Below are 25,577 nucleotides of genomic sequence, written 5' to 3'. Positions count from 1 at the left end.
CGCGTTCAACGGGCGCTAGGCGTTCGGCCGGGGGTCCGGGGGTCGTCCCCGGGTCAGCACCGTCAGCCGGGGCAGCAGGGGTTGTTCTCGCGGTTGAAGGACGCGTTCAACGGGCGCTAGGGGCTTGTACGTGAAGGAAGGGGCGGCACTTCGGTGCCGCCCCTTTCCCGTGTCTCGGCCCGCTCATGACACGATGCCCATATGTCCACCACCGCACTGAACGATCTCTCTCGGTTCCCGATCGTGCAGGCCCCCATGGCGGGTGGCGCCTCCTGTCCCGAGCTCGTCGGTGCCGTCTGCGAGGCGGGCGCCCTCGGCTTCCTCGCCGGCGGGTACAAGACGGCCGGGGGCCTCTACCAGGAGATCAAGCGGGTCCGCGGGCTCACCGCACGCCCCTTCGGGGTCAACCTCTTCATGCCGCAGGACGGCCGGCCCGCCGACCCCGCCGCCGTCGAGGTCTACCGCCACCAGCTCGCCGGCGAGGCCACCTGGTACGAGACCCCGCTCGGCGAGACCGACGACTCCCGCGACGACGGCTACGACGGCAAGCTGGCCATCCTCCTGGAGGACCCGGTCCCCGTCGTCTCCTTCACCTTCGGCTGTCCCGCGCCCGAGACCTTCCACGCCTTCGACCGCGTCGGTACGTACACGATCGTCACCGTCACCTCCGCCGAGGAGGCCCTCGCCGCGCAGCTGGCCGGGGCCGACGCCCTCTGCGTCCAGGGCGTGGAGGCCGGCGGTCACCAGGGCACGTACCGCGACGACCCGGCCGACGAGGGCGCCCCCGGCACCGGGCTCCTCACCCTCGTCACCCAGGTCCGCGAGGCCGTCGCACTGCCGATCGTCGCCGCCGGCGGGATCATGCGCGGCGCGCAGATCGCCGCCGTCCTCGCCGCCGGTGCCGACGCCGCCCAGCTCGGCACCGCCTTCCTCTGCTGCCCCGAGTCCGGCGCCCACGCGCTGCACAAGCGGGCGCTGACGGACCCGCTCTTCACCCGGACCGCCCTCACCCGGGCCTTCTCCGGGCGCCCGGCGCGCGGCCTGGTCAACCGCTTCATGCGCGAGCACGGGCCGTACGCCCCCGCCGCCTATCCCGAGGTCCACCACCTCACCACCCCCCTCCGCAAGGCCGCCGCCGCCGCGAACGACGCCCAGGGCATGGCCCTGTGGGCCGGCCAGGGCCACCGCCTCGCCCGTGAACTGCCCGCCGGGCAGCTCGTCGAGGTGCTGGCGGCCGAACTCGACACCGCCCTCTCCGGGCTCGCCCACAGGAGCGACTCATGACCGCACCCGTCTTCGTCGTCGACACCGTCCCCGGTGCCGGGAGCTTCCTCCTGGAGGGGCCCGAGGGGCGGCACGCCGTCTCCGTGAAGCGGCTGCGCGCCGGGGAGGCGCTGGTGCTGGCCGACGGGCGGGGCCGCTGGGCCGAGTGCGTCGTGGTCTCCGCCGAGGGCAGGGACGAGCTCACCGTGCGGGTCGACGAGGTCCACGAGGACCCCGAGGAGGAGCCGCGCATCACCGTCGTCCAGGCCCTCCCCAAGGGCGACCGGGGCGAACTCGCCGTCGAGACCATGACGGAGACCGGCGTGGACGCGATCGTGCCCTGGGCCGCCTCCCGCTGCATCACCCAGTGGAAGGGCGACCGGGGCCTCAAGGCGCTCGCCAAGTGGCGGTCCACCGCGCGCGAGGCCGGCAAGCAGTCCCGCCGCACCCGCTTCCCCGAGGTCGCCGAGCTCATGTCGACGAAGCAGGTCGCGGCACTCCTCGCGGACGCCGACTTCGCGGCCGTCCTGCACGAGGACCGCGACCACCCCAGCGGCGCCCTCGCCACCGCCGAGCTGCCCGCCCGGGGCACGGTCGTGCTCGTCGTCGGCCCGGAGGGCGGGGTCTCCCCGGACGAGCTCGCCGCCTTCGAGGCCGCGGGGGCGAAGCCGTACCGCCTCGGCCGCAGCGTGCTGCGCACCTCCACGGCCGGTACGGCGGCGACCGCGCTGGTCCTGGGCCGCACGGGCCGCTGGAACTAGCCGTACGGGCCGCTGGAGCCAGGGCGTGTCGTCACACGCTTAGGAGAGCTCCTGCCGATCGGGCCCGCCGAGCGGCGTCCCGCCCGTCAGGGCGTCGAAGAGCGGCCAGGCGTCCACCTCCCGCACGCCGTGCTCGTACGGGAGGACGCCCCGGGCCGTCGCCAGGTCGAGGAGCCGCCTGATCACGCCCGGCTCGTTCAGGTTGAGGTGCCCGCCGGCGGCGGCCACCTCGCCCGCGCCGTACGGGAAGCCCGCCGTGACGCGGCCCGGGCCGCTCTCGAACATCAGCCGGAGCAGGGCGCCGCGGGCTTCGGCCCGGCGCAGCGTCACACAGGTGCGGCAGCCGGGATGCGTGTGGCCGACGTTCCACAGCCAGACCTGGCCGTCCACCGTCAGCCGGCGCGGTGCGCGGGCCCGTCTCACGCACCGCAGCCTACGAGGCGGCCACCCGCTGGACGGGCGGCGGGGCGGCCTTTCTAGGCTGACCCCATGGCCGACGAGTCCCCTCTCATCCGCAGTCTGCGCGCCGCCGTGGCCGCCGCCCCCGGTGACGTGCCCCTGCGCCTCCACTTCGCCGAGCTCCTCCTCACGGAGGGCCGCAACGACGAGGCCGTCGCGGAGGCGGCCGTCGCGCTCCAGCACGCGCCGGGCGACGCGAACGCCCGCGCGCTGATGGTCCGGGCGATGGGGATGCCCCCGGCATCCCCGCCCACGCCCCCGGCACCCGCCCCCGAGGCGCCCGCACCCGCCCCCGAGGCGTCCGCGCCCCGGCCGCCCGTGTCACCGGCCTCCCCGGAGACACCCGCCGACGCCGCGCCCCCGGCTCCCGAGACGCCCGCCCCCTCCTTCGACTGGGACGCCGCCGAGCAGCAGGTCCAGGACCTCGTCGGGCCCCGGTTCCTCGACGAGCCGCAGGCCGACGGAGCCGAGGGGACCGCCGGGGACGCGGACGCCTGGGACGTCGACGCCCCCGGGGCCGTGCGCCTCGCCGACGTCGGCGGCATGGAGGAGGTCAAGGAGCGCCTGGAGGCCGCCTTCCTCGCGCCCATGCGCAACCCCGAACTGCGCAGGCTGTACGGCAAGTCGCTCCGCGGCGGCCTGCTGCTCTACGGCCCGCCCGGCTGCGGCAAGACCTTCATCGCCCGCGCCGTCGCCGGCGAGCTCGGCGCCAACTTCCTCACCGTCTCGCTCTCCGACGTCCTCGACATGTGGATCGGCGCCTCCGAGAAGAACATCCACGACATCTTCGAGACCGCCCGCCGCCAGGCGCCCTGCGTCGTCTTCCTCGACGAGCTGGACGCCCTCGGCGCCAAGCGCTCCCGCACCCACCACAGCGGCCTGCGTAACGTCGTCAACCAGCTCCTCACCGAGCTCGACGGCATCGCGAGCGGCGCCGGGAACGAGGGCGTCTTCGTGCTCGCCGCGACCAACGTGCCCTGGGACGTGGACATCGCGCTGCGCCGCCCGGGCCGCCTCGACCGGACCCTGCTGGTGCTGCCGCCGGACGCCGCCGCCCGCGAGTCGATCCTCCGCTACCACCTGCGGGAGCGCCCCATCGAGGCCGTCGACCTCGGCAAGCTCGTCAAGGCCACCGAGGACTTCTCCGGCGCCGACCTGGCCCACGTCTGCGAGTCGGCCGCCGAGGCCGCGCTCCTCGACTCCGCCCGCACCGGCTCCGTACGCCTCATCACCACCAAGGACCTGCTCGGCGCGGCCCGGCAGATCAAGCCGTCCACGGAGCCCTGGTTCGCCGCCGCCCGGAACGTCGCCATGTTCGCCAACGAGGGCGGTCTGTACGACGACCTCCTCGCCCACCTGAAGCGGAAGCGCAAGCTGTGACGGCCTCCACCCTGCTCGCCCGCGCCGAGGCGCTCTACGAGACCGGGCGGTACGCGCAGGCCGGAGAGCTCGTCGCCCGGCACCTGGCGGGCGACCCCGAGGACGCCGAGGCGCTCGTGCTGCTCGCCCGCTGCCACCACCGGGCCGGGGACCGGGCCGCCGCCCTGGAGGCCGTCGACCAGGCACTGCGGGCCGAACCCGAGCTGCTCGGGGGCTGGCTGATGCGCGTCCACGTCCTCCTCGCCGCCCAGCGCCACCAGGAGGCCGAGGCCACCGCCCGGCACGCCGTCGCGCTCGCCCCGCAGTACTGGGGCAGCCACTACGCGCTCGGCAGCGCCCTGGTCGAGCACGCCGAGCACGCCCGTACGCCCGCCCGGACCGTCGAGGCCTACGAGGCGGCGCGGACCGCCGTCGGCCTCGCCCCCGAGGAGGACTCCGCCCACTTCCTCGTCGGCCTCACCGCCCAGCGTCGCGGCGACCACGCCACCGCCCAGCGGGCGTACGAGACGACCCTGCGCCTCAACCCGCAGAGCAGCGAGGCCCACAACAACCTCTCGCTGCTGCGGCTGCGCCGCCGCTGGTTCCGGCGCGGGGCCTGGACCCAGGCCGCGGAGGGCTTCGTCGCCTCCGCCGCGCTCGACCTCCAGGACCGCAAGGCCCGCTACAACCTGGAGGCCATGGCCTGGAACACGGCCGCGGGGGCCCGCTGGGTCGCCCTCGTCGGCTTCCTGACCTCCGCCGTCTCCCTCGCGGCCGTCCCCGACCGGGCGACCTGGTCCGACGCGGCCGTCCCGCTCCTGGTGGGCGCGGCCGTGATCCTCGGCGCCTGGGGCGGCTGGGCGGTGTGGATGGCCCGCCGGGTGCCGCCGAGACTGCGCCGGCCGATGCTCCTCGTGGCGCGCAACTGCGGCCCGGTGCTGTTCATGGCCGGGGCCGTCGGGCTCCTCGGCCTGTACTCGCTCGTCGCGCTGGCCCTGTGGTCCTTCGACTCGGGTCTGGTGAGCGCCCTGGGCACCCCGCTCTTCTGGGCGGTGATCATCACGTACTGGGTGAGCCGCACGGCGCTCGGCCGCCGCATGCCGAAGGAGTAGGGGAACGGGGCGGATAGCATGACCGGGCCCCAGCAGTGATCGCCATCGGCGGTCCGCATCAGACCGAGGAGGTCCGGGACATGGCCGGAGAGCCGCAGAGCGACTGCCTGTTCTGCAAGATCGCGGAGGGGGAGGTCCCGGCGACGATCGTGCGCGAGACGGAGACCACCGTCGCCTTCCGCGACATCAGCCCGCAGGCGCCCACGCACGTCCTCGTGATCCCGCGCGCCCACTACCCCGACGCCGCCTCGCTGGCCGCCGCCGAGCCGGGCGTCGCCGCCGACATACTGCGCGAGGCCGGCGAGGTCGCCGCGCAGGAGAAGATCGACGGCAGCGGCTTCCGGATCGTCTTCAACACCGGCGCGGGCGCCGGCCAGACCGTCTTCCACGCCCACGCGCACGTCCTCGGCGGCCGTGGTCTCAACTGGCCTCCGGGATAGCCCGTGTCCGTACGCGAACTGGTCGTCCTCGGGACGGCCAGCCAGGTCCCGACCCGGCACCGCAACCACAACGGCTACGTGCTCCGCTGGGACGGCCACGGCATCCTCTTCGACCCCGGCGAGGGCACCCAGCGGCAGATGCTGCGCGCCGGGGTCGCCGCGCACGACCTCGACCGGATCTGCGTCACGCACTTCCACGGCGACCACTCGCTCGGCCTGGCCGGGGTGATCCAGCGGATCAACCTCGACCAGGTCCCGCACCCGGTCACCGCCCACTACCCGGCGAGCGGGCAGCACTTCTTCGAGCGCCTGCGGTACGCGACGGCCTACCGCGAGACCGTGCAGCTGACCGAGGCGCCGGTCAGCGCCGACGGGCCGCTCGCCGTCACCGCGGACCTCACCCTCGACACCCGCCTGCTCTCGCACCCCGTCGAGTCCTACGGCTACCGGATCACCGAGCCCGACGGGCGCCGCCTGCTGCCCGAGAAGCTCGCCGCGCACGGCATCAAGGGCCCCGACGTCGGCCGGATCCAGCGCGAGGGCGGCCTGAACGGCGTCGGCCTCGACGAGGTCAGCGAGGTCCGGCGCGGGCAGCGGTTCGCGTTCGTCATGGACACCCGGCTCTGCGACGGGGTCCACGCGCTCGCCGAGGGCGCCGACATGCTCGTCATCGAGTCGACCTTCCTCGACGAGGACGTCCGGCTCGCCGCCGACCACGGCCACCTGACGGCAGGACAGGCCGCCGCCGTCGCCCGGGACGCGGGCGTCCGGCACCTCGTCCTCACCCACTTCTCGCAGCGCTACTCCGAACCCGCCGCCTTCGAACGGCAGGCGCGGGCCGCCGGGTTCGAGGGCGAGCTGAGCATCGCCCAGGACCTCATGAGGGTCCCCGTACCGAAACGAACGTGAACATGCCCCTCCCCTCCGGCCTCCCCAAGGCCGAACTGCACCTCCACATCGAAGGCACCCTCGAACCCGAGCTGGCCTTCGCGCTCGCCGCGCGCAACGGCGTCACCCTGCCGTACGCGGACACCACCGCCCTGCGCGAGGCGTACCGCTTCAGCGACCTCCAGTCCTTCCTGGACCTCTACTACGGGCTGATGGCGGTCCTGCGCACCGCCCAGGACTTCACCGACCTCGCCGACGCGTACCTGGAGCGGGCCGCCGCGCAGGGCGTCCGGCACGCCGAGATCTTCTTCGACCCGCAGGCCCACACGGCCCGCGGCGTCCCCCTCGGGACCGTGGTCGAGGGCCTCGGCGCGTCCCTGGACCGGGCCGAGGAGCGGTTCGGGATCTCCACCCGGCTCATCCTGTGCTTCCTGCGCGACGAGTCGGCCGAGTCGGCGCTCGCGACCCTGGAGGCCGCGAAGCCGTACCTCGACCGGATCACCGGCGTCGGCCTCGACTCGGCGGAGGCCGGCCACCCGCCGGCGAAGTTCCGCGCGGTGTACGAGGAGGCCGCCCGGCTCGGTCTGCGCCGGGTCGCCCACGCGGGCGAGGAGGGCCCCGCCGCCTACGTGCGGGAGGCGCTCGACGTCCTCGGAGTGGAGCGGATCGACCACGGCCTGCGCTGCATGGAGGACCCGTCGCTCGTCGAGCGGCTGGCCCGCGAGCGGGTGCCGCTCACGCTGTGCCCGCTGTCGAACGTCCGGCTCCGCGTCATCGACACGCTGGCCGACCATCCGCTGCGGGAGATGATGACGGCGGGGCTGCTCGTCACCGTCAACTCCGACGATCCCGCGTACTTCGGCGGCTACGTCGGGGACAACTTCGACGGGGTGCGGGACGCGCTGGGGCTGGCCCCCGAGCAGCTGAGGGAGCTGGCGCGGAACTCGTTCGTGGCGTCGTTCCTCGACGACGACGAGCCGCGCCGGGAGCGGTACCTGGCGGAGGTCGAGGCGTACGAGTTCGACGGGGCGTAGGCCTCGGGGCACAGGCGCGGGGCGCGGCCCCGGGCCCGGGGCGCGGACGAGGTCCGGGGGCGCCGGGGGCCGTGAGGCACGGCGCCGGTACCGGGCCCGGGGCGCACGCGGGGGCCCCGGGCGCGGGCCTCACCCCCGGTCGCCCGGCTTCGCGAGGCCGAATGCCGACCGGACGGCCCGGCGGCGGCCCACCGGGACCGGCACCGGGGCGACCTCCTGCTCCGGGGCTCCCATCTGCGGGACCAGCGCCGTGCCCGGGCCCCGGCCCGCCAGGACCGCCGCGGGCGCGCCGCCCCGCCGGTGGACGGAACCGGGGACCAGCGGGCGGCCGGAGGCGTGGCGGGCGACCGCCGTCATCGGGGCCGCCACCAGCAGGAGCAGGGCGCACAGGGTCAGGCCCATGGCCGGGTAGCCGGCGTCCGCGGAGAGCAGGGAGCCGGTCGCCGGGCCGCAGGCCACGCCCAGCGACGACGCCGCGCCCACCATGACGGCCCAGCGGCCGCGCGGGTCCAGCGAGGCCGCCAGGCCCAGCAGGTAGGACAGGACGACCGGGTAGACCGCGTTCCAGAGGATCTCGCCGGTGGCGAAGGTGGCGAGGTCCCGGGCGGTCGAGCTCAGCAGGACGCAGCCCGCGATCGCGACGGTTCCGGCGCCGATCGGGACCGCCCGGCCCAGGCGCGAGCCGAGCGCGCCCGCCGCCGTGACGCCCACGAGGCCCGCGCCGAGCGCCGCCGCGAAGACCGCGCCGACCGTGACCTCGGAGAGGCCCGCCTGGCTGAGGCCGATGCGGCCGCTCACGCCCCACAGCGCGTTCTGCGCGAGGGACCAGCACAGGATGCCCCCGGCGAGGACGGCGCCGGAGCGCCGGTGGGGGAGGGGGCCGGACACCGGCGCCGTCTCGCGGGACGCGCGCGCGGCCGGGAGACGGGTCGTGACCGGCCACACCAGGGCCGCCGCGCCGGCGATCGCGAGGAGCGGGGCCGCGTGGCCGCCGCCCACGTGCGGCAGCGTCAGGTAGAGCGCGCCGGCCGTCGCCGAGACGGAGAGCAGGCCGAGCGTCGAGGCCCGGTGCGGGTCGCGCCGGCCGGCGATCCCGGCCACGGCGACCGCCGTCGCCGTGCCCGACCCGAGGCCGCCGAGGACGGCGCCCGCGACGACCAGCGGCACGAGGCCGGTCGCGGCGGCGGAGCCGTAGCCGACGGTCATCGCGAGCAGGCCCGCGCGGGCGGCCCGGCGCGGGCCGATCCGCTCGCCGCGCGCGGCGAGCGTGAAGCCCGCCGTGGAGGAGCCGAGGAGCAGGACGGAGCCGACCAGGCCCGCCTGGGTCGGAGTGAGGCCGAGACCGGCCGAGAGGCGGCCGACGACGGTCGGCAGGAGGTACGGGGCGAGGTAGCCGGCCGTGAAGAGGGCGACGAGGGCGACGAGCGCCCCCGGGCGGCGAGTCCGCGAGGACATGGGCGTTCCCGGAAACGAAGGGGGGAGGGAGGGTGGAGCGCCCTGTGGTGTGCGCGGGGCACGGGGTCGCGGAACCATGTGTATCAAGCAGGAGACGGGCGGGAGAAGACGGTTTCCACCCGTTCAGTGTGTGATCTGAGTCACTCTGTGTTTCACCGGTGGTTTCCTGGGTAAAAGGCCGCTCTTCCTGTGCGTCCCACCCGTCACCCCACCCCCATCGGGCACACTGAAGTGATCCGCACCGCGACCGGGGAGCCTGCCGTGACCACAGCAAGGGGAGAGCAGCCGCAACACGACGCCGGGGTCGACCCGTTGGTCTGCCTGCGCGAGCCCACCGACCCCGCCTGCGACGTCTTCCTGACCGGCACCGTCTTCCTCGACATCATCTTCACCGGCCTCGACAGCGCCCCCGTCCGCGGCACCGAGTCCTGGGCCCGGGGCATGGGATCGAGCCCGGGCGGCGTCGCCAACATGGCCACCGCCCTCGCCCGCCTCGGACTGCGCACCTCGCTCGCCGCCGCCTTCGGCGACGACCACTACGGCGAGTACTGCTGGGACGCCCTGGAGCAGGGCGAGGGGATCGACCTCTCGCTCTCCCGCACCGTGCCCGGCTGGCACTCGCCCGTCACCGTCTCCATGGCCTACGAGGGCGAGCGCACGATGGTCTCGCACGGCCACGAGGCCCCGCCCCCGGACGACGCCCTGCCCGCCTACCCGCCGCACGCCCGCGCGGCCGTCGCCTCCCTCGTGCCCGGCCGCTCCGAGGAGTGGGTCGCCCAGGCCGCCCGCGGCGGCGCCAAGGTCTTCGCCGACGTCGGCTGGGACGACACCGGCCGCTGGGACCTGGCGGGCCTCACCGACCTCCAGCACTGCGAGGCCTTCCTCCCCAACGCCGCCGAGGCGATGCGCTACACCCGCACCGACTGCCCCCGGGCCGCCGCCCGCGCCCTCGCCGACAAGGTCCGCTACGCCGTGGTCACCCTCGGCTCCGAAGGCGCCTACGCCGTCGACGGCGGCACCGGGGAGACCGCCGAGGTCCCCGCCATCCAGGTCTCCGCCCTCGACCCGACCGGCGCCGGGGACGTCTTCGTCGCCGGATTCGTCACCGGCACCCTGGCCGACTGGCCGCTCGCCGACCGGCTCGCCTTCGCCGGGCTGACCGCCGCGCTGTCCGTGCAGGAGTTCGGCGGCTCGCTGTCCGCCCCCACCTGGGGCGAGATCGCCGCCTGGTGGCAGCACGTGCAGGGCCACGCCCGGCAGGACCCCGAGGCGCTGCGCGGCCGCTACGCCTTCCTGGAGCGGCTCCTGCCCGCGCCCGCCCGCCCGTGGCCGCTGCGCAGGGCGGTGCCGACGATCGGCTTCCGGGCGACGGCCTCGTAAACCGCTACGGCCTTGTCGGCACGGGGTCGTAGGCTGGGAAGCCGAGAGGTTGTCGAGCAGCGAGAACCCCGCAACGGGAGGTATGCGCAGGCCACAGTGCCGGCCCATGACTCAGACACCCACAGCCCACGACGGAGCGTCCCGCGACGGGACGCCCGGACAGGCCCGCGCCCAGTTCACCGTCCCGGCGAAGCACCCCATGGTGACCCTGCTCGGCTCCGGTGACTCCCTGCTCCGCGTGATCGAGCGGTCGTTCCCGGCCGCCGACATCCACGTCCGGGGCAACCAGGTCAGCGCCGTCGGCGACCCGGCGGAAGTGGCCCTGATCCAGCGCCTGTTCGACGAGATGATGCTGGTGCTCCGCACCGGTCAGCCGATGACGGAGGACGCAGTGGAACGCTCGATCGCCATGCTCAGGGCGAGCGGGAACGGATCGGAGGAGGGCGGCGAGGAGACTCCCGCCGAGGTGCTCACGCAGAACATCCTCTCCAGCCGGGGACGCACGATCCGCCCCAAGACGCTCAACCAGAAGCGGTACGTCGACGCGATCGACAAGCACACGATCGTCTTCGGCATCGGCCCCGCCGGTACCGGAAAGACCTATCTCGCCATGGCGAAGGCGGTCCAGGCCCTCCAGTCCAAGCAGGTCAACCGGATCATCCTGACCCGGCCCGCCGTCGAGGCGGGCGAGCGGCTCGGCTTCCTGCCCGGCACGCTCTACGAGAAGATCGACCCCTACCTGCGCCCGCTCTACGACGCCCTGCACGACATGCTCGACCCCGACTCGATCCCCAAGCTCATGGCGAGCGGGACGATCGAGGTCGCGCCCCTGGCATACATGCGCGGCCGAACCCTGAACGACGCGTTCATCATCCTCGACGAGGCGCAGAACACGAATCCCGAGCAGATGAAGATGTTCCTCACCCGCCTCGGCTTCGACTCGAAGATCGTCATCACCGGTGACGTCACCCAGGTCGACCTGCCGAACGGGACGAAGAGCGGTCTGCGGCAGGTCCGGGACATCCTCGACGGGGTCCAGGACGTGCACTTCTCGACGCTCACGTCGCAGGATGTCGTACGGCACAAGCTCGTCGGCCGTATCGTCGACGCGTACGAGCAGTACGACAGCCGCAACGGCCGCAACGGGAAGTAGCAAAAAAGCACCATGTCGATCGACGTCAACAACGAGTCCGGCACCGAGGTCGACGAGCAGTCGATCCTCGACATCGCCCGCTACGCGCTCGCGCGCATGCGCATCCACCCGCTCTCCGAGCTCTCGGTGATCGTCGTGGACGCGGAGGCGATGGAGCAGCTCCACATCCAGTGGATGGACCTGCCCGGGCCGACGGACGTCATGTCCTTCCCGATGGACGAGCTGCGCCCGCCGTCGAAGGACGACGAGGAGCCCCCGCAGGGGCTCCTCGGCGACATCGTGCTCTGCCCCGAGGTCGCCACCCAGCAGGGCAAGGACGCGCCGACGCAGCACTCCATGGACGAGGAGCTCCAGCTCCTCACCGTCCACGGGGTGCTGCACCTGCTCGGGTACGACCACGAGGAGCCGGACGAGAAGGCCGAGATGTTCGGCCTCCAGGCGGCGATCGTCGACGGCTGGCGCGCGGAGAAGGGCCTCACCGGTCCCTCGCCCGCGCCGACCGTCTCCTGACCCGGATGGACGTCTCGCTGATCCTCGGTGCCGTCGCGCTGGTCGTCGTGGCCTGGCTCGCCGCCTGCGCCGAGGCCGGTCTCGCCCGTGTCTCCACCTTCCGCGCCGCCGAGGCCGTCCGGTCCGGGCGGCGCGGCGCGGAGAAGCTCGCGCAGATCGCCGCCGACCCGACCCGCTACCTCAACGTGGCGCTGCTCGTCCGCGTCGCCTGCGAGATGGCGGCCGGCGTCCTCGTCACGTACGCCTGCCTGGAGGCCTTCCCCGAGACCTGGGAGGCGCTGCTCGTCGCGATCGGCGTCATGGTCCTCGTCTCGTACGTGGCCGTCGGCGTCTCGCCGCGCACCATCGGCCGCCAGCACCCGCTGAACACGGCGACCGCCGCCGCCTACGTGCTGCTGCCGCTCGCCAGGATCATGGGCCCGATCCCGCAGCTGCTGATCCTCATCGGCAACGCGCTGACCCCGGGCAAGGGCTTCCGCAAGGGCCCCTTCGCCTCCGAGGCCGAGCTGCGGGCCATGGTCGACCTCGCCGAGCAGGAGTCGCTGATCGAGGACGACGAGCGCCGCATGGTGCACTCGGTCTTCGAGCTGGGCGACACCCTCGTCCGCGAGGTGATGGTGCCCCGGACCGATCTGATCTGCATCGAGCGGTACAAGACGATCCGTCAGGCCCTCACCCTCGCGCTGCGCTCCGGCTTCTCCCGGATCCCGGTCACCGGGGAGAACGAGGACGACATCGTCGGCATCGTCTACCTGAAGGACCTGGTCCGCAGGACCCACATCAACCGGGACTCCGAGGCCGACCTGGTGTCCACCGCGATGCGGCCCGCCGCCTTCGTGCCCGACACCAAGAACGCCGGCGACCTGCTGCGCGAGATGCAGCAGGAGCGCAACCACGTCGCCGTCGTCATCGACGAGTACGGCGGCACGGCCGGCATCGTCACCATCGAGGACATCCTGGAGGAGATCGTCGGCGAGATCACCGACGAGTACGACCGGGAGCTGCCGCCCGTCGAGGAGCTCGGCGACGACCGCTACCGGGTCACCGCCCGCCTCGACATCGGCGACCTCGGCGAGCTCTACGGCTTCGGCCCCGACGAGTACGACGACGAGGACGTGGAGACCGTCGGCGGTCTGCTCGCCAAGGCGCTCGGCCGGGTCCCGATCGCCGGTGCCAAGGCCGTCGTGGAGCTTCCCGACGGGCGCTCGCTCCGCCTCACGGCTGAGGCTCCCGCCGGCCGCCGGAACAAGATCGTCACCGTGCTCGTGGAACCCCTGGAACCGGAGGAGAAGCCGGAATGACCCCCGACGAGCTGCGCGCCCTCTGCCTGGATTTCAACGACGCCACGGAGGAGTTCCCCTTCAGCCCGGGGGTCTCCGTCTTCAAGGTCGCCGGGAAGATGTTCGCGCTCTCGTGGCTCGACGACGTGCCGCTGCGGGTCAATCTCAAGTGCGACCCGGACGAAGCCGTGCGGCTCCGCGAGGAGCACCCGGCGATCGCTCCCGGCTACCACATGAACAAGCGGCACTGGAACACCGTGACCGTCGGAGAGCTCCCGGACCGGATGGTCCGGGAGCTCGTCGAGGACTCGTACGACCTCGTCGTCGCCGGTCTTCCGAAGGCGGTGCGCCTCCGCCTCGACCGCCCGTAGGGGGCGTCCGCCCGGTCAGTCCGTGCGCGCGGCCTCAGGACCGGCGCCGCAGGCCGAGGGCGACGACGACCGCCGCGCCGACCACGACCGCCGCGTCCAGCGCGATGACCGTCCGGACCCCGGCGAAGAGGTCGGAGCCGGTGGTGGCGAGCACGCCGAGCAGCGGGATGCCGACGGTCAGACCGACCTGCTGGGTCGTGGTGACCAGGCCCGTCGCGAGCCCCTGCTCCTCGTCGCGGACGCCGGAGGTGACGGTCACGCCGTACGAGATGATCGCGCCGAGGTGCAGCATCGAGGCCAGGGAGACGGCCACCGTCGCCAGGACCGCGCCCGACTCCCGGCCGATGCCGAGCAGCGCGAAGGTGAGCAGTCCCTGACCGGCGAGCGAGACGACCAGGGTGCGGTGGGCGCCGAACCGGCCGATCACCTTCGGGGTGAACATGCCGGCGAGGACCGAGAAGGCGCCCTGGACGCCGAAGACGAGACCGGAGGCGAAGGCCGAGAGGCCGAGGGTCTCCTGGAGGTACAGGGTCAGCACGAAGACGATCGTCGACATCATCGAGAAGGTCACCAGACCGCCGATGTTGCCGAAGGCGACCGTGCGGCGGCGCAGCACCGGCAGCGAGACCAGCGGGGCCGGGTGCCGGGACTCGATCACGCCGAAGGCCACGAGCAGCAGCACGCCGAGGGCGAGGGTGACGGGGACGTCGACGCCGTCGAAGCCGCGCTCGGCCGCCGTCGTCAGGGCGTAGATCAGGGAGAGCAGACCGCCGGTGACGGTCAGGGCGCCGGGCACGTCGAGGCGGGGCCGCTCGGGGGTGCGGGACTCGGGCAGCAGGCCGGGGGCGAGCGGCAGGACGATCAGGGTGAAGACGGTGAGCAGGCCCATCGTGGAGCGCCAGCCGAGGGTGTCGGTCATGACCCCGCCGAGCACCATGCCGATGGTGAAGCCGAGGGACATCAGCGTGCCGGAGATGCCCAGCGCGCGGGCCCGCAGCGGGCCCTCGGGGAAGGCGGTGGTGAGCAGCGCCATGCCGGTCGGCACGATCGCCGCCGCGCCGAGGCCCTGGAGGGCGCGGCCGGCGAGGAAGGAGCCGGGGCTCCAGGCGAGGGTGGCGAGCAGGGAGGCCGCGCCGAAGAGGGCGAGACCGGAGAGGAAGAGCCTCTTGCGGCCGAAGAGGTCGCCGATCCGGCCGAAGAGGAGCAGGAAGCCGCCGGAGGGCAGGGCGAAGGCGGTGACCGCCCACTGGAGGGCGGACGGGTCGAAGCGGAGGTCGGCGCCGAGGACGGGCAGCGCGACGTTCAGGACGGAGAAGTCCAGCGCCACCATGAACTGGGCGGCGCACAGGACGAAGAGGACGAGCCGGTCGCGGCGGGCGAGGGCCGGGGGAGCGGCGGGGGCCGGGGCGGCGGCGGTGGTGGGGGTTTCGGGCGGGGTGGTCGTCGTTGCCATGGCCCCACCTTCCGCGGGCGGGAACAACCGTGGGGAGCGGGAACTTATCCTGTTGGTCGCACCACCAGGCACCACCAGGCACCACCAGGCACCACCAGGCACCACCAGGCACCACCAGCCGTCCGTCATGTGCGTCCAGGGGGAGGAAGCAGACGTGGTCACCGCTCTCGAGAGCGCCAGCGCGAAGCAGCACCGACTCGGGGAGCTGCGCGAGTTCCTGATGAGCCGTCGGGCCCGGGTCAGTCCGGCCGAGGCGGGACTCCCGGACGGCGGCGCGCGCCGCCGCACCCCGGGCCTGCGCCGCGAGGAGGTCGCGGTCCTCGCGGGCGTCGGCGTCTCCTGGTACCAGTGGCTGGAGCAGGGCCGGGACATCACGGTCTCCGCTCAGGTCCTCGACTCGGTGGCGCGGGTGCTGCGGCTGACCCCGGCCGAGCGGCGCCATCTGTACGTCCTGGCGGCGCTGAACCCGCCGGCCCTGGAGGCGGCCCCGGAGGACCGGGACATGTGCCACGGCCTGCGGCGGCTCATCGACGCGTGGATGCCCTTCCCGGCGCACATCATGGACGTGTACTGGAACACCGTGATGTGGAACGACGCGGCGGCGATCGTGCTCGGCATGCGTCAGGAGATCGTGCAGAACTGCCTGATCGCGTTCTTCACGGACCCGCTCTACCGCTCGCGGTCGACGCGCTGGGAGGAGCTGGCGCCGAAGGTCGTCGCGCAGTTCCGCTCGGCCTGCTCGGAGTGCCCGGACGACGAGGGCTTCCAGGCGGTGGTCGAGTCGGCCAAGGAGCAGAGCCCGGAGTTCGCGGAGCTGTGGGAGCGGCGGGACATCCTGCCGGGCGGCCAGAACCGCAAGGAGATGGAGCATCCGCTGGTCGGCACGCTGGTCGTGGAGGCCACCCAGCTGAGGGTCCCGGCCCGTCCGGACCTGGTCATCGTGATGCACACGCCGATGCCGGAGGCGAACACGGCCGAGAAGCTGGAGTGGCTGGTGTCGCCGGAGGGGCGCCGCGGGGCGATGTACCCGGTCGCGGGCTGATCATCCGGACGGACCTATGCTCGGTCCATGACACTCAGCAGCGAGCACGGCGACCTCGGCGCCGAGGACCTCAAGATCATCACCCTTGCGCGGAGCGCCCGCGCCCGCAACGGCGTGCCGGAGGGCGCGGCCGTACGCGACGAGACGGGCCGCACCTATGTGGCGGGCACCGTGGAGCTGGAGTCGCTCAAGCTGAGCGCGCTGCGGACCGCGGTCGCGATGGCCGTGGCCAGCGGCGCCCAGTCCCTGGAGGCGGCGGCCGTCGTGTCGAACGCCGACGCGGCCTCGGAGGAGGACCGCGCCGCGGTGCGCGACCTCGGCGGGCCGCAGACCCCGGTGCTGCTCGCCGGTCCGGACGGGCAGCTGCGCGTGGCGGTCACCGCGGGCTGAGGCGGGCGGCGAGAACAGGGCGGCGGGGCCCGGCGGCACGCCGGGCCCCGCTTCTTTGTGTCCTTGTGAAGGATCACGGCACCTTCTCTTGCCTTCCCATGCCGTCTGCGCGTCAATGACAGCGGTTCGCCAGACGGACCGTCAGATCTCCACCATTCACGCAGTGTCCGCACCCCTGCGTTCGGTATCGGAAGGGGTTCGAACTCGCCATGAGAAGCAGAAGCACCTTAGGGACCGTCGCGGTACTCACCGGGGCGCTCGCCGCCGCCGGACTCGCCTTCGCGCCGACGGCCGGCGCGGTCTCGCCGGGCTCGGCCACGGCGACGTACGACTGCGGCAGCTGGGGCGGCGGCGGTGCCACGCTCACGGCCACGCAGAGCGGGGCCGCCGCGACCATCACCATCAGCTCCTCCGTCACCACGCCGGTCGCGGTCGGCACCGACACCATCAGCTCGACGCTCACGCTGGCCAAGGCCGGTGGCGGCACCCGGGTCTTCACCGGGAAGAAGAACCCGGCCCGCTCCGCCGGGCAGTCCGTGATCATGGGCCCGCTCAGCGGGACCGTGGCCTCGGGCGACAGCCTCAACTCGTACTTCGCGGGGGTCGCCCTCAAGATGGTGATCTTCGGGGTCACGGTGAACTGCGACGCGGTGACCTCGCAGTCGCCGGGTCCGTTCGTCTTCAGCTGAGCCCGTCCCACCCGGACCGGTGCCGCCCCGGGCGGCACCGGTCTCCGTCGTGACCTGCGGATATGTCCTTCGATTTCATGATCTTGACATGATCTGATGGGTCATCAGTCGCTGGGATCCGATGTCATTGACTTCTCTCCGCCCCCGGCCGTCAATGGCGCCCACTCATCCTCAGGAGGGGGCACTCCCATGGCACTCACCCGATCCCGGGCGGCGGCCCGAAGACGGCGCTGGACCGCCGTCCTCGGCGTCACCGCCCTCGCGGTCGCCGGCGGCGGCGCGCTCGCCGTCCCGGCCGGGGCGACGACCACGTCGCAGCCGGTGGAATTCCAGACCCGCTGCGTCCCGCCGCCGATCGCCGGCATCCCGCCCATCACGGGGACCACCACCGCCGCGATCACGGTCGACAAGGCCCGTCCCAAGGTCGGCGAGACCGTCACCGTGACCTACACGATCACCAGACCGGCCGCGTCCAACCCCGTCGACCTCGCGCTCCCGGCCGACATCATGACGCCCACCGGCAAGGTGGTCCTCGGCGGCGCCCAGACCGGCACGGTCACCGTCACCGGCCCCAAGAAGAACCCGCCGGTCCCCGGCAAGGGCTCCTTCCCGGCCTTCTCCATGACGGGCACCTTCACCGCCACCGAGGCCGGATCGATCACCCTCGCGCCCGGCGACTACAACATCCACACCTCGTACCTGATGGAGCTGGACACCCCCTGTACGGTGCTCGCCCCGCCCGCCCCGGTCTCCGAGACGGTCGTCGCGAGCCCCGCCACGAACCCGAACACGCGCGCGCTCCAGCTCGACAGCGCCTCCGGTGACCCCGGCGTCCGGGTGACCGTCACCGGCTCGAAGTTCACCCCGCTGACCGAGGTCACCGTCGCCGGCCGCGCCGGTGCGGCGGAGACCGCCGACCGGATGACCGTCACCACCGACAGCGAGGGCGGCTTCGCCGCGCGCCTGAAGGTGAACGACGTGGCGACCACCGGGATCGTGGCGTACGAGGGCGCGGCCTGGGACCCGGAGAAGGGCGCGGGACCCGCCGCGTACAAGGTCGTCGTCCCGGCTCCGCCGAACAGCCAGACGATCACCGCGGCCGTCACGCCGGGCGAGCTGTCCATGACCCAGGCCGGGGACGCCGTCCAGCTGTCCTCCGTCGACTTCGGCACGGGCGGCGCGGCCACCGGCGCGCTCCGGACGGTGACCGTGAAGGACTTCCGCGGCGGCCCCGCAGGCTGGTCCCTGACCGGCAAGGTCACCGACTTCACCGGCCCCGGCGGCGCCATCGGAGCCGGGAACCTCTCCTGGACCCCCGCCTGCACCGCCAAGGCCGGCAGCCCCAGCACCTGCGCCGCCGGCTCGGCGGGCCCGGTCGGCAGCGGCGGCGCGACCCTCGCCTCCACGCCGAACGGCACCCTCACGGGCGGCGAGTTCACCGTCGACGCGCAGCTCTCCCTCGACGTCCCGGCGTTCACCGCGCCCGGCTCGTACGCGGGCGTGCTCACGCTGACCCTGTCCTGACCCGTCCTGACCGCCCCGCGGGCCGGGCGCGCACCCGGCCGGCCCGCCCGATCCGCACCCCGGGGGTCCGCACCCGTGCGCACGAAGCCGTACGTCCTCCTCCTGAGCACGCTGAGCACCCTGGGCGCCCTCGCCGTGCTGCTCGGCCTCGCGCCGGGCGCCCGGGCCGCCGAGAACGGCGAGTGGGCCGTCTACCCGGCCGCCTCGAAGCTCGGCGGCCGCCCCTACTTCTACCTCTCCGCCGACCCCGGGACGACGCTCACCGACCGGGTCACCGTCGCCAACAAGACCGCCGCCCCGCTGACCTTCCGGCTGTACGGCGCCGACGCCTACAACACCGACCGGGACGGCGGCTTCGCCGTCCGCACCCAGAAGGAGAGGCAGACCGGTGCCGGCGCCTGGATCAGGCCAGAGCGGACCCGGATCACCGTGCCCGCCCGCTCCGCCGTCACCGTCCCGTACACCCTGACCGTCCCGGCCGACGCCGACCCCGGCGACCACCCCGGGGCCCTCGTCGCCCTCGACGAGCGGATCGCCCCGGGCGGTGACGGGGCCGTCGCCATGGGCGTCCAGCGCGCCGTCGGCGCCCGCGTCTACCTGCGCGTCAACGGGCCGACCGTCCCCGCCCTCGCCGTCGAGGACGTCACCCTCGACCAGGACCGGCCGCTGGTCCCCGGCTCGCGCACGAGCACCGCCCTCGTCTCGTACACCCTGTACAACCGCGGGAACGTCACCCTCAACCCCCAGGTCGTGCTGAAGGCCCGGGGCCTCTTCGGCCGCACCCTCCTCGACCGCGACCTGGCCGGGATCCCCGCCGAGCTGCTGCCCCGGCAGAAGATCCGGCTCACCGAGCGCTGGACCGGCTCCCCGCAGCTCGACTGGGGCGACCTCACCCTCACCGCGACCGCCAAGGACGTGCGGGAGAGCGGCACCGTCTCCTTCCTGGCCCTGCCCTGGTTCGCCGCCGCGGTCCTCGTCGCGGGCGGCGCGGCCGGGCTCTTCGGGCTGTGGATACGGCGACGCCGGGCACTGAGTGCGTGACGCGGCCGCTCATCGGGGACAATGGCCCCCATGAGCGCTCGCAACCAAGAAACCGAAGCCGTCCACCGGGCCGGCTTCGCCTGCTTCGTCGGCCGCCCCAACGCGGGCAAGTCCACCCTCACGAACGCTCTGGTCGGCCAGAAGGTGGCCATCACCTCGAACCGGCCGCAGACCACCCGGCACACCGTCCGCGGCATCGTGCACCGCCCCGAGGCGCAGCTGATCCTGGTCGACACCCCCGGGCTCCACAAGCCGCGCACCCTCCTCGGCGAGCGGCTCAACGACGTCGTGCGCACCACCTGGGCCGAGGTCGACGTGATCGGCTTCTGCCTGCCCGCCGACCAGAAGCTCGGCCCCGGCGACAAGTTCATCGCCAAGGAACTCGCCGGGATCAAGAAGACCCCCAAGGTCGCGATCATCACCAAGACCGACCTGGTCGACTCCAAGACGCTCGCTGAGCAGCTGATCGCCGTCGACCAGCTCGGCAAGGAGCTGGGCTTCGAGTGGGCGCAGATCGTCCCGGTCTCGGCCGTCGGCAACAAGCAGGTCCAGCTCGTCGCCGACCTGCTGATCCCGCTCCTGCCGGAGTCCCCGCCGCTCTACCCGGAGGGCGACCTCACGGACGAGCCGGAGCAGGTCATGGTCGCGGAGCTGATCCGCGAGGCCGCGCTCGAAGGCGTACGGGACGAGCTGCCGCACTCCATCGCGGTGGTCGTCGAGGAGATGATCCCGCGCGAGAACCGCCCGGCGGACCGGCCGCTGCTCGACATCCACGCGAACGTGTACATCGAGCGCCCCAGCCAGAAGGGCATCATCATCGGCCCCAAGGGCAGCCGCCTCAAGGAGGTCGGCATGAAGTCCCGCAAGCACATCGAGGCGCTCCTCGGGACCCCGGTCTTCCTCGACCTCCACGTGAAGGTCGCGAAGGATTGGCAGCGCGACCCGAAGCAGCTGCGGAAGCTGGGCTTCTAGACGCTCTTCACGGCGGCCGTCGCCGCGTCTCCCGGGCGGGCTTCCGGACGGTCTCCTGGGCAGGTCCCCGGGGCGCGTGTCAGCATGGCGCCGTGACAGAGATCGTCAAGGGGGGAAACCTGCCGGTCCCCGGGCAGGTGTGGCGGATCGCGGTCGTCCGGCGGGCCGCCGGCGACGGAGTGCCCGAGGTCGACGCCTCGGCGCTGCTGCTCGACGCCGAGGGCCGGGTCAGGAGCGACGGCGACCTGGTCTTCTACAACCAGCCCGCGCACGCGTCCGGCGCGGTGCGCCTGCTCGGGCAGGTGCGGGACGAGGAGCGGCGGGTCGCCGACTGGCTGGAGATCGACACCGGGCGCGTGGAGCCGGACGTCCGGCGCATCGTGATCACCGCCTCCAGCGAGGACGGGACGTTCGGCCGGGTCCCGGACCTGCACATCAGGACGATGAGCGCGGCCACCGGCGAGCAGCTGGCGCTGTACGAGGTGGACGACGCGAGCACGGAGACGGCGTTCGTCCTCGGCGAGTTCTACCGGCGCGACGGGGCGTGGAAGTTCCGTGCCGTGGGGCAGGGGTACGACTCCGGCCTGATCGGCCTCGCCGAGGACTTCGGCATCGAGGGCCGCGACCCGGAGCCGGGCTCCGGGGACGAGCCCGCCCCGTCCGAGGCGGAGCCGGGCCCCGGGGACGAGCCCGCCCCCGCCGGGGAGACCGCCCCGCCCGAGGCGATCCCCGAGGAGCTCCTGGCCAAGGTCCGGGCGGCCGAGGCCGCCGTCCAGGCACCGGCTCAGGTCCCCGCCCAGCGGCCCGCGCGCCTCGGCCCCGGGTCGGGCATCGAGCTCTTCGGAGGGGACTTCCCGGAGTTCGTCCGCAGCGGCAAGGGCAGGGCGACCCTCACCGTCGACGTGCCGATCCCGGCCGGTTACGTGGTGGTCGACACCACCCGGGCCGGCGAGGGCAACTTCTCCGTGGAGAGCCTCGACGAGAACGGCAAGCACAGCGGTCTGCTGGCGAACACGCTCCTGGAGGACTACGAGGGCCGGGGGCTGCTGCGGCACGACGGCAAGGGCCCGCTGCGTCTGCGCGTGAGCGCCGGCGCCCGAGCGTGGACGCTCGCCGTCCGTCCGGTGGCCACCGTGGAGCGGCTCGGCCGCCGCGCCCGGGGAAGGGGCGGCGACGTGCTGCTGTACACGGGGCCGGCCGGCCACCTCTCCTCACGGCTGCGTACGGGCTTCGAGCACGAGTACTTCCTCGTCCAGGGCCACGAGCCGGACGGTCGCCGGCACCTGCTCGCCAATGTGGCGAGCAGGCTTCCCCGGGACGGCAGTCCGCTCCCCAGGGGGCCCCTGCTCGTGCAGGTCGAGAGCGCCGACGGCGACTGGTCCCTGGAGGTCGGCCCGCCCCGCCCGAGCAGGTTCTGGCGCCGCGACGCCCGCTAGGGCTACGCGCCTTCCTTGAGGACCCTCGTCACGAGGGTCCTCTGGTCGTCCGTGAGGTGCGGGTCGCGGCAGTGGACCGTGCGGCCGTCGACGGTGATCTCGTACGAGAAGCCGTCCGGGACGCCCCGGGCGTCACCGTCGCCCCCGGCGAGGACGGCGGAGGACAGGGAGTCCCACTCGGGTCCCGAGACCTCCACCTCCGCCGACCGCTCGATGCCCGCGAAACCGCCCGTGCGCCGCACTCGAATCCGCATGGGCCCTGTCTACCAGTCGGCTCAGGACGTCGGTACTCCCACGCCCGACCAGGCGCGCCGCACGGCCTCGGCCGTCTGCTCGTCGTAGAGGTCCCGGGCCGTCGTCACGGTCGCCCGCGCGAACTCGGAGAACCGGGCCTCCTCGGTCAGCGTCCCGCCGGTCATCGTGGCGTACCAGATCCGGCCGGGCCGCCCCCAGGCGTTGCCGCCGAGGTCGGTGGCCAGCAGGTGGAAGGCGCGGTTGGGGATGCCGGAGTTGATGTGCACCCCGCCGTTGTCGGAGCCCGTGCGGACGTAGTGGTCCATGTGGCCGGGCTGCGGGTCCTTGCCGAGGACGTCGTCGTCGTACGCGGTGCCGGGGTCCTTCATGGACCGCAGCGCCGTGCCCCGGTCGACGGCGGGCCCGAGCAGCCCGGCCCCGATGAGCCAGTCGGCCTGCTCGGCGCTCTGGCCGAGCGCGTACTGCTTCACGAGCGTGCCGAAGACGTCCGACACGTGCTCGTTGAGCGCCCCCGACTGGCCGTAGTACGCGAGGTTCGCCGAGTACTGGGTGAAGCCGTGGGCCAGCTCGTGGCCGATGACGTCGACCGGGATCGTGAAGTCGAGGAACAGCTCGCCGTCGCCGTCGCCGAACACCATCTGCTCGCCGTTCCAGAAGGCGTTGTCGTACTTCTCGTCGTAGTGGACGGTCGCGGTGAGCGGCAGTCCGGCGCCGTCGATCGAGTCGTGCCCGAAGGCGTTCAGGAAGAGGTCGAAGGTCGCCCCGAGACCGGCGTAGGCGCGGTTGGCCGTGTCGTCGGTGGTCGGCGGCTCGCCCTCGGCGCGCACCTGGTGGCCGGGCAGCCGGGTGCCGTTCTTGGCGTCGTGGACGGTCCGCCGGGGCTTTCCGTCGGCGCCGCCGGCCGGGGCGGGCACGGCCCGCTCGGTCCGGGTGGTGCGCTGGGCCAGGTCGCCCGCGAGGGTGCGGCGGGCGGCCTCGGCGACGGCCGGGTCGGCGTGCTCGGCCAGCCGCTCCAGGACGTGCGGCGGGACGATCGAGCAGAAGACAGGCGTGTGGGAGGTCATGTCAGCAATGTGGCACTGAGTATCGCCCCTGTCACGGGTTGCGACGACGATTGGCGAAATGGAGTGATGAGTCACCTTTCGCTCTTGACGCCGCCGCCGTCCCGCATACTGAAACGCGTCGTCCGGCTTTCTCGGACCTGGGCTAAGGTGACGGACATCATGCGTTTCGGGCTGCTTCTCCTTAGCTGCCGCGGCGAGGGCCTGTAGTCGTAGGCCGACCCCCTCCCCGCGGGTTCTGGTGCTGCGTTCGACAGTCGGCCGTCCTTCTTGCTGGACCCGAGGAGCCCCACGCAATGTCCCAGTCGCCTTTCGTCAGCCGCCCGACGCCCGTCACCAACGCGACCCACACGCAGCGGCCGTCCGGGATGCCGATCCACAAGTACGGCCGGTACGAGGCCGTCGAGATCCCCGACCGGACCTGGCCCGAGCAGCGCATCACCAAGGCGCCCCGCTGGCTGTCCACCGATCTGCGCGACGGCAACCAGGCGCTGATCGACCCGATGTCCCCGGCCCGCAAGCGCGAGATGTTCGACCTGCTCGTACGCATGGGCTACAAGGAGATCGAGGTCGGCTTCCCGTCCTCCGGCGAGACCGACTTCGCGTTCGTGCGCTCCATCATCGAAGAGGGCGCGATCCCGGACGACGTCACCATCTCCGTCCTGACCCAGGCCCGCGAGGACCTGATCGAGCGGACCGTGGAGTCCCTGGTCGGCGCCAAGCGCGCCACGGTCCACCTGTACAACGCCACCGCGCCCACCTTCCGCCGGGTCGTCTTCCGCGGCTCGAAGGAGCAGATCAAGCAGATCGCCGTGGACGGCACCCGGCTGGTGATGGAGTACGCGGAGAAGCTGCTGGGCCCGGAGACCGCCTTCGGCTACCAGTACAGCCCCGAGATCTTCACCGACACCGAGCTGGACTTCGCCCTGGAGGTCTGCGAGGCGGTCTGTGACGTCTGGCAGCCCGGCCCGGGCCGCGAGATCATCCTGAACCTGCCCGCCACCGTGGAGCGTTCGACGCCGTCCACGCACGCGGACCGCTTCGAGTGGATGTCCCGGAACCTGACCCGCCGCGAGCACATCTGCATCTCCGTCCACCCGCACAACGACCGCGGCACGGCCGTCGCCGCCGCCGAGCTGGCGGTCATGGCCGGCGCCGACCGCATCGAGGGCTGCCTGTTCGGGCAGGGCGAGCGCACCGGCAACGTCGACCTGGTGACGCTGGGCATGAACCTGTTCTCGCAGGGCGTCGACCCGCAGATCGACTTCTCCCAGATCGACGAGATCCGCCGCACCTCCGAGTACTGCAACCAGATGGAGGTCCACCCGCGCCACCCCTACGCGGGCGACCTGGTCTACACCGCCTTCTCCGGCTCCCACCAGGACGCCATCAAGAAGGGCTTCGACGCCATGGAGGCCGACGCGGCCGCCCAGGGCAGGACCGTCGACGAGATCGAGTGGGCCGTCCCGTACCTGCCGATCGACCCGAAGGACGTCGGCCGCTCCTACGAGGCCGTCATCCGGGTCAACTCGCAGTCCGGCAAGGGCGGCATCGCGTACGTCCTGAAGAACGACCACAAGCTGGACCTGCCGCGCCGGATGCAGATCGAGTTCTCGAAGATCATCCAGCAGAAGACCGACACCGAGGGCGGCGAGGTCACGCCGGCCGCGATCTGGGCCGTCTTCCAGGACGAGTACCTGCCCAGCCCGGACGGCTCGGCGGACCGCTGGGGCCGCATCCAGCTGCGCTCCGGCCAGTCGACCTCCGACACCGACGGCACCGACACGCTGACCGTCGAGGCGGTCGTGGACGGCGTCGACACCGTCCTGACCGGCGCCGGAAACGGTCCGATCTCCGCGTTCTTCGCCGCGCTCCAGTCCGTCGGCGTCGACGCCCGGCTGCTGGACTACCAGGAGCACACGATGAGCGAGGGCGCCTCCGCGCAGGCCGCCTCGTACATCGAGTGCGCCATCGACGGCAAGGTCCTGTGGGGCATCGGCATCGACGCCAACACCACCCGCGCCTCCCTGAAGGCGGTCATCTCGGCGGTCAACCGCTCCGCCCGCTGACCCCCGTCACCCCGCCGTCCGCTGCCCCGCACCCGTCCTCCCGGAGGGTGCGGGGCAGCGGCACATGTGAGGCGCACCACGCTTATGTGGGGCTTCAGATTCACTTAAGGAAGATCATCCCCGCATGTCGGATTCAGTGGCATATCAGGTGAGTTGACGGCACATCAGGGAATGGCGGAA

The 25,577-nt window shown here is 73.1% G+C and carries 25 protein-coding genes; 20 read left to right on the top strand and 5 right to left on the bottom strand.

The genetic code is table 11. From position 1 onward, the window contains the following. The first annotated feature begins 201 nt into the window (after positions 1–201). Positions 202–1,284: a nitronate monooxygenase gene (locus ACFYXU_RS10555; protein ID WP_329855206.1), complete on the top strand. Its 1,083-nt coding sequence runs from the start codon at positions 202–204 to the stop codon at positions 1,282–1,284. Next, entirely contained in the window at positions 1,281–2,024 is a 744-nt protein-coding gene (locus tag ACFYXU_RS10550; RefSeq protein WP_389457319.1) for a 16S rRNA (uracil(1498)-N(3))-methyltransferase, read from the top strand. The genes ACFYXU_RS10555 and ACFYXU_RS10550 overlap by 4 nt, the downstream gene beginning before the upstream one ends. A 39-nt stretch (positions 2,025–2,063) precedes the next feature. Here ACFYXU_RS10550 and ACFYXU_RS10545 read toward each other — a convergent pair whose 3' ends face one another. After that, a complete protein-coding gene (locus tag ACFYXU_RS10545) occupies positions 2,064–2,447 on the bottom strand; it encodes a hypothetical protein (protein WP_389457317.1) in 384 nt (127 codons plus the stop codon). A 66-nt stretch (positions 2,448–2,513) separates the two neighbouring features. Here ACFYXU_RS10545 and ACFYXU_RS10540 point away from each other — a divergent pair, with 66 nt between their 5' ends. From ACFYXU_RS10540 to ACFYXU_RS10520, 5 genes are all read left to right on the top strand, one after another. Continuing rightward, on the top strand, positions 2,514–3,863 hold the full coding sequence (locus ACFYXU_RS10540) for an ATP-binding protein (RefSeq protein WP_376510471.1): 1,350 nt from the start codon (positions 2,514–2,516) through the stop codon (positions 3,861–3,863). Beyond that, a complete protein-coding gene (locus tag ACFYXU_RS10535; RefSeq protein ID WP_376510469.1) occupies positions 3,860–4,954 on the top strand; it encodes a tetratricopeptide repeat protein in 1,095 nt (364 codons plus the stop codon). Before ACFYXU_RS10540 ends, ACFYXU_RS10535 begins: the two co-directional genes overlap by 4 nt. 80 nt (positions 4,955–5,034) lie before the next feature. Continuing rightward, on the top strand, positions 5,035–5,394 hold the full coding sequence (locus tag ACFYXU_RS10530; protein ID WP_376510467.1) for a histidine triad nucleotide-binding protein: 360 nt from the start codon (positions 5,035–5,037) through the stop codon (positions 5,392–5,394). A gap of 3 nt (positions 5,395–5,397) precedes the next feature. Beyond that, positions 5,398–6,303, top strand: a complete 906-nt coding sequence (locus ACFYXU_RS10525) for a ribonuclease Z (RefSeq protein WP_389457314.1) — start codon at positions 5,398–5,400, stop codon at positions 6,301–6,303. A gap of 2 nt (positions 6,304–6,305) precedes the next feature. Further along, positions 6,306–7,316: an adenosine deaminase gene (locus tag ACFYXU_RS10520; protein ID WP_389457580.1), complete on the top strand. Its 1,011-nt coding sequence runs from the start codon at positions 6,306–6,308 to the stop codon at positions 7,314–7,316. A gap of 129 nt (positions 7,317–7,445) precedes the next feature. Here the strand turns inward: ACFYXU_RS10520 and ACFYXU_RS10515 are convergent, their stop codons facing one another. Beyond that, positions 7,446–8,771 (bottom strand): MFS transporter, encoded by a 1,326-nt coding sequence (locus ACFYXU_RS10515; RefSeq protein ID WP_376510463.1) that lies wholly within the window; start codon positions 8,769–8,771, stop codon positions 7,446–7,448. Positions 8,772–9,032: 261 nt separating this feature from the next. Between ACFYXU_RS10515 and ACFYXU_RS10510 the strand changes: the two genes are divergently transcribed. The 5 genes from ACFYXU_RS10510 (at position 9,033) to ACFYXU_RS10490 (ending at position 13,465) form a co-directional block, all read left to right on the top strand. After that, on the top strand, positions 9,033–10,151 hold the full coding sequence (locus ACFYXU_RS10510; RefSeq protein WP_376510461.1) for a carbohydrate kinase family protein: 1,119 nt from the start codon (positions 9,033–9,035) through the stop codon (positions 10,149–10,151). A gap of 106 nt (positions 10,152–10,257) precedes the next feature. After that, the gene (locus ACFYXU_RS10505; RefSeq protein WP_376510459.1) at positions 10,258–11,304 is read left to right on the top strand and encodes a PhoH family protein; all 1,047 of its coding nucleotides are present in this window, start codon (positions 10,258–10,260) and stop codon (positions 11,302–11,304) included. Between the two features lie 12 nt (positions 11,305–11,316). Next, a complete protein-coding gene (gene ybeY, locus ACFYXU_RS10500) occupies positions 11,317–11,814 on the top strand; it encodes an rRNA maturation RNase YbeY (RefSeq protein ID WP_116161066.1) in 498 nt (165 codons plus the stop codon). Positions 11,815–11,819: 5 nt separating this feature from the next. Further along, on the top strand, positions 11,820–13,115 hold the full coding sequence (locus ACFYXU_RS10495; protein ID WP_329855216.1) for a hemolysin family protein: 1,296 nt from the start codon (positions 11,820–11,822) through the stop codon (positions 13,113–13,115). Beyond that, on the top strand, positions 13,112–13,465 hold the full coding sequence (locus ACFYXU_RS10490; protein ID WP_389457312.1) for an MmcQ/YjbR family DNA-binding protein: 354 nt from the start codon (positions 13,112–13,114) through the stop codon (positions 13,463–13,465). Before ACFYXU_RS10495 ends, ACFYXU_RS10490 begins: the two co-directional genes overlap by 4 nt. A gap of 34 nt (positions 13,466–13,499) precedes the next feature. On the opposite strand, the gene ACFYXU_RS10485 is transcribed toward ACFYXU_RS10490, so the two are convergent. After that, entirely contained in the window at positions 13,500–14,918 is a 1,419-nt protein-coding gene (locus ACFYXU_RS10485) for an MFS transporter (RefSeq protein WP_329855218.1), read from the bottom strand. A gap of 154 nt (positions 14,919–15,072) precedes the next feature. Between ACFYXU_RS10485 and ACFYXU_RS10480 the strand changes: the two genes are divergently transcribed. The 7 genes from ACFYXU_RS10480 (at position 15,073) to ACFYXU_RS10450 (ending at position 22,012) form a co-directional block, all read left to right on the top strand. Then, entirely contained in the window at positions 15,073–15,960 is an 888-nt protein-coding gene (locus ACFYXU_RS10480; RefSeq protein ID WP_329855219.1) for a helix-turn-helix transcriptional regulator, read from the top strand. Positions 15,961–15,987: 27 nt separating this feature from the next. Beyond that, positions 15,988–16,350: a cytidine deaminase gene (locus ACFYXU_RS10475; RefSeq protein ID WP_361404528.1), complete on the top strand. Its 363-nt coding sequence runs from the start codon at positions 15,988–15,990 to the stop codon at positions 16,348–16,350. 209 nt (positions 16,351–16,559) lie between these two features. Continuing rightward, the gene (locus tag ACFYXU_RS10470; RefSeq protein WP_389457309.1) at positions 16,560–17,039 is read left to right on the top strand and encodes a hypothetical protein; all 480 of its coding nucleotides are present in this window, start codon (positions 16,560–16,562) and stop codon (positions 17,037–17,039) included. 189 nt (positions 17,040–17,228) lie between these two features. Then, on the top strand, positions 17,229–18,563 hold the full coding sequence (locus ACFYXU_RS10465; RefSeq protein WP_376510454.1) for a beta-xylosidase: 1,335 nt from the start codon (positions 17,229–17,231) through the stop codon (positions 18,561–18,563). Positions 18,564–18,638: 75 nt separating this feature from the next. Further along, complete coding sequence (locus ACFYXU_RS10460) at positions 18,639–19,604, top strand: WxL protein peptidoglycan domain-containing protein (RefSeq protein ID WP_389457307.1); 966 nt, start codon at positions 18,639–18,641, stop codon at positions 19,602–19,604. Between the two features lie 21 nt (positions 19,605–19,625). Next, positions 19,626–20,576, top strand: coding sequence for a GTPase Era (era, locus tag ACFYXU_RS10455; RefSeq protein WP_374115426.1), 951 nt, complete (start codon positions 19,626–19,628; stop codon positions 20,574–20,576). A 92-nt stretch (positions 20,577–20,668) separates the two neighbouring features. Further along, positions 20,669–22,012, top strand: coding sequence for a TerD family protein (locus tag ACFYXU_RS10450; RefSeq protein ID WP_389457305.1), 1,344 nt, complete (start codon positions 20,669–20,671; stop codon positions 22,010–22,012). 2 nt (positions 22,013–22,014) lie between these two features. On the opposite strand, the gene ACFYXU_RS10445 is transcribed toward ACFYXU_RS10450, so the two are convergent. After that, complete coding sequence (locus tag ACFYXU_RS10445; protein WP_329855225.1) at positions 22,015–22,266, bottom strand: protealysin inhibitor emfourin; 252 nt, start codon at positions 22,264–22,266, stop codon at positions 22,015–22,017. 21 nt (positions 22,267–22,287) lie between these two features. Beyond that, on the bottom strand, positions 22,288–23,331 hold the full coding sequence (locus tag ACFYXU_RS10440) for a M4 family metallopeptidase (RefSeq protein WP_329855226.1): 1,044 nt from the start codon (positions 23,329–23,331) through the stop codon (positions 22,288–22,290). A 293-nt stretch (positions 23,332–23,624) separates the two neighbouring features. Here ACFYXU_RS10440 and leuA point away from each other — a divergent pair, with 293 nt between their 5' ends. Beyond that, the gene (gene leuA, locus ACFYXU_RS10435; protein WP_361404540.1) at positions 23,625–25,397 is read left to right on the top strand and encodes a 2-isopropylmalate synthase; all 1,773 of its coding nucleotides are present in this window, start codon (positions 23,625–23,627) and stop codon (positions 25,395–25,397) included. Positions 25,398–25,577: the final 180 nt, after the last annotated feature.

This window comes from Streptomyces sp. NPDC002232, from assembly GCF_042890295.1.
In the GTDB taxonomy this organism is placed as follows: Bacteria; Actinomycetota; Actinomycetes; order Streptomycetales; family Streptomycetaceae; genus Streptomyces.
This window is presented reverse-complemented; position numbering and strand designations above follow the sequence as displayed.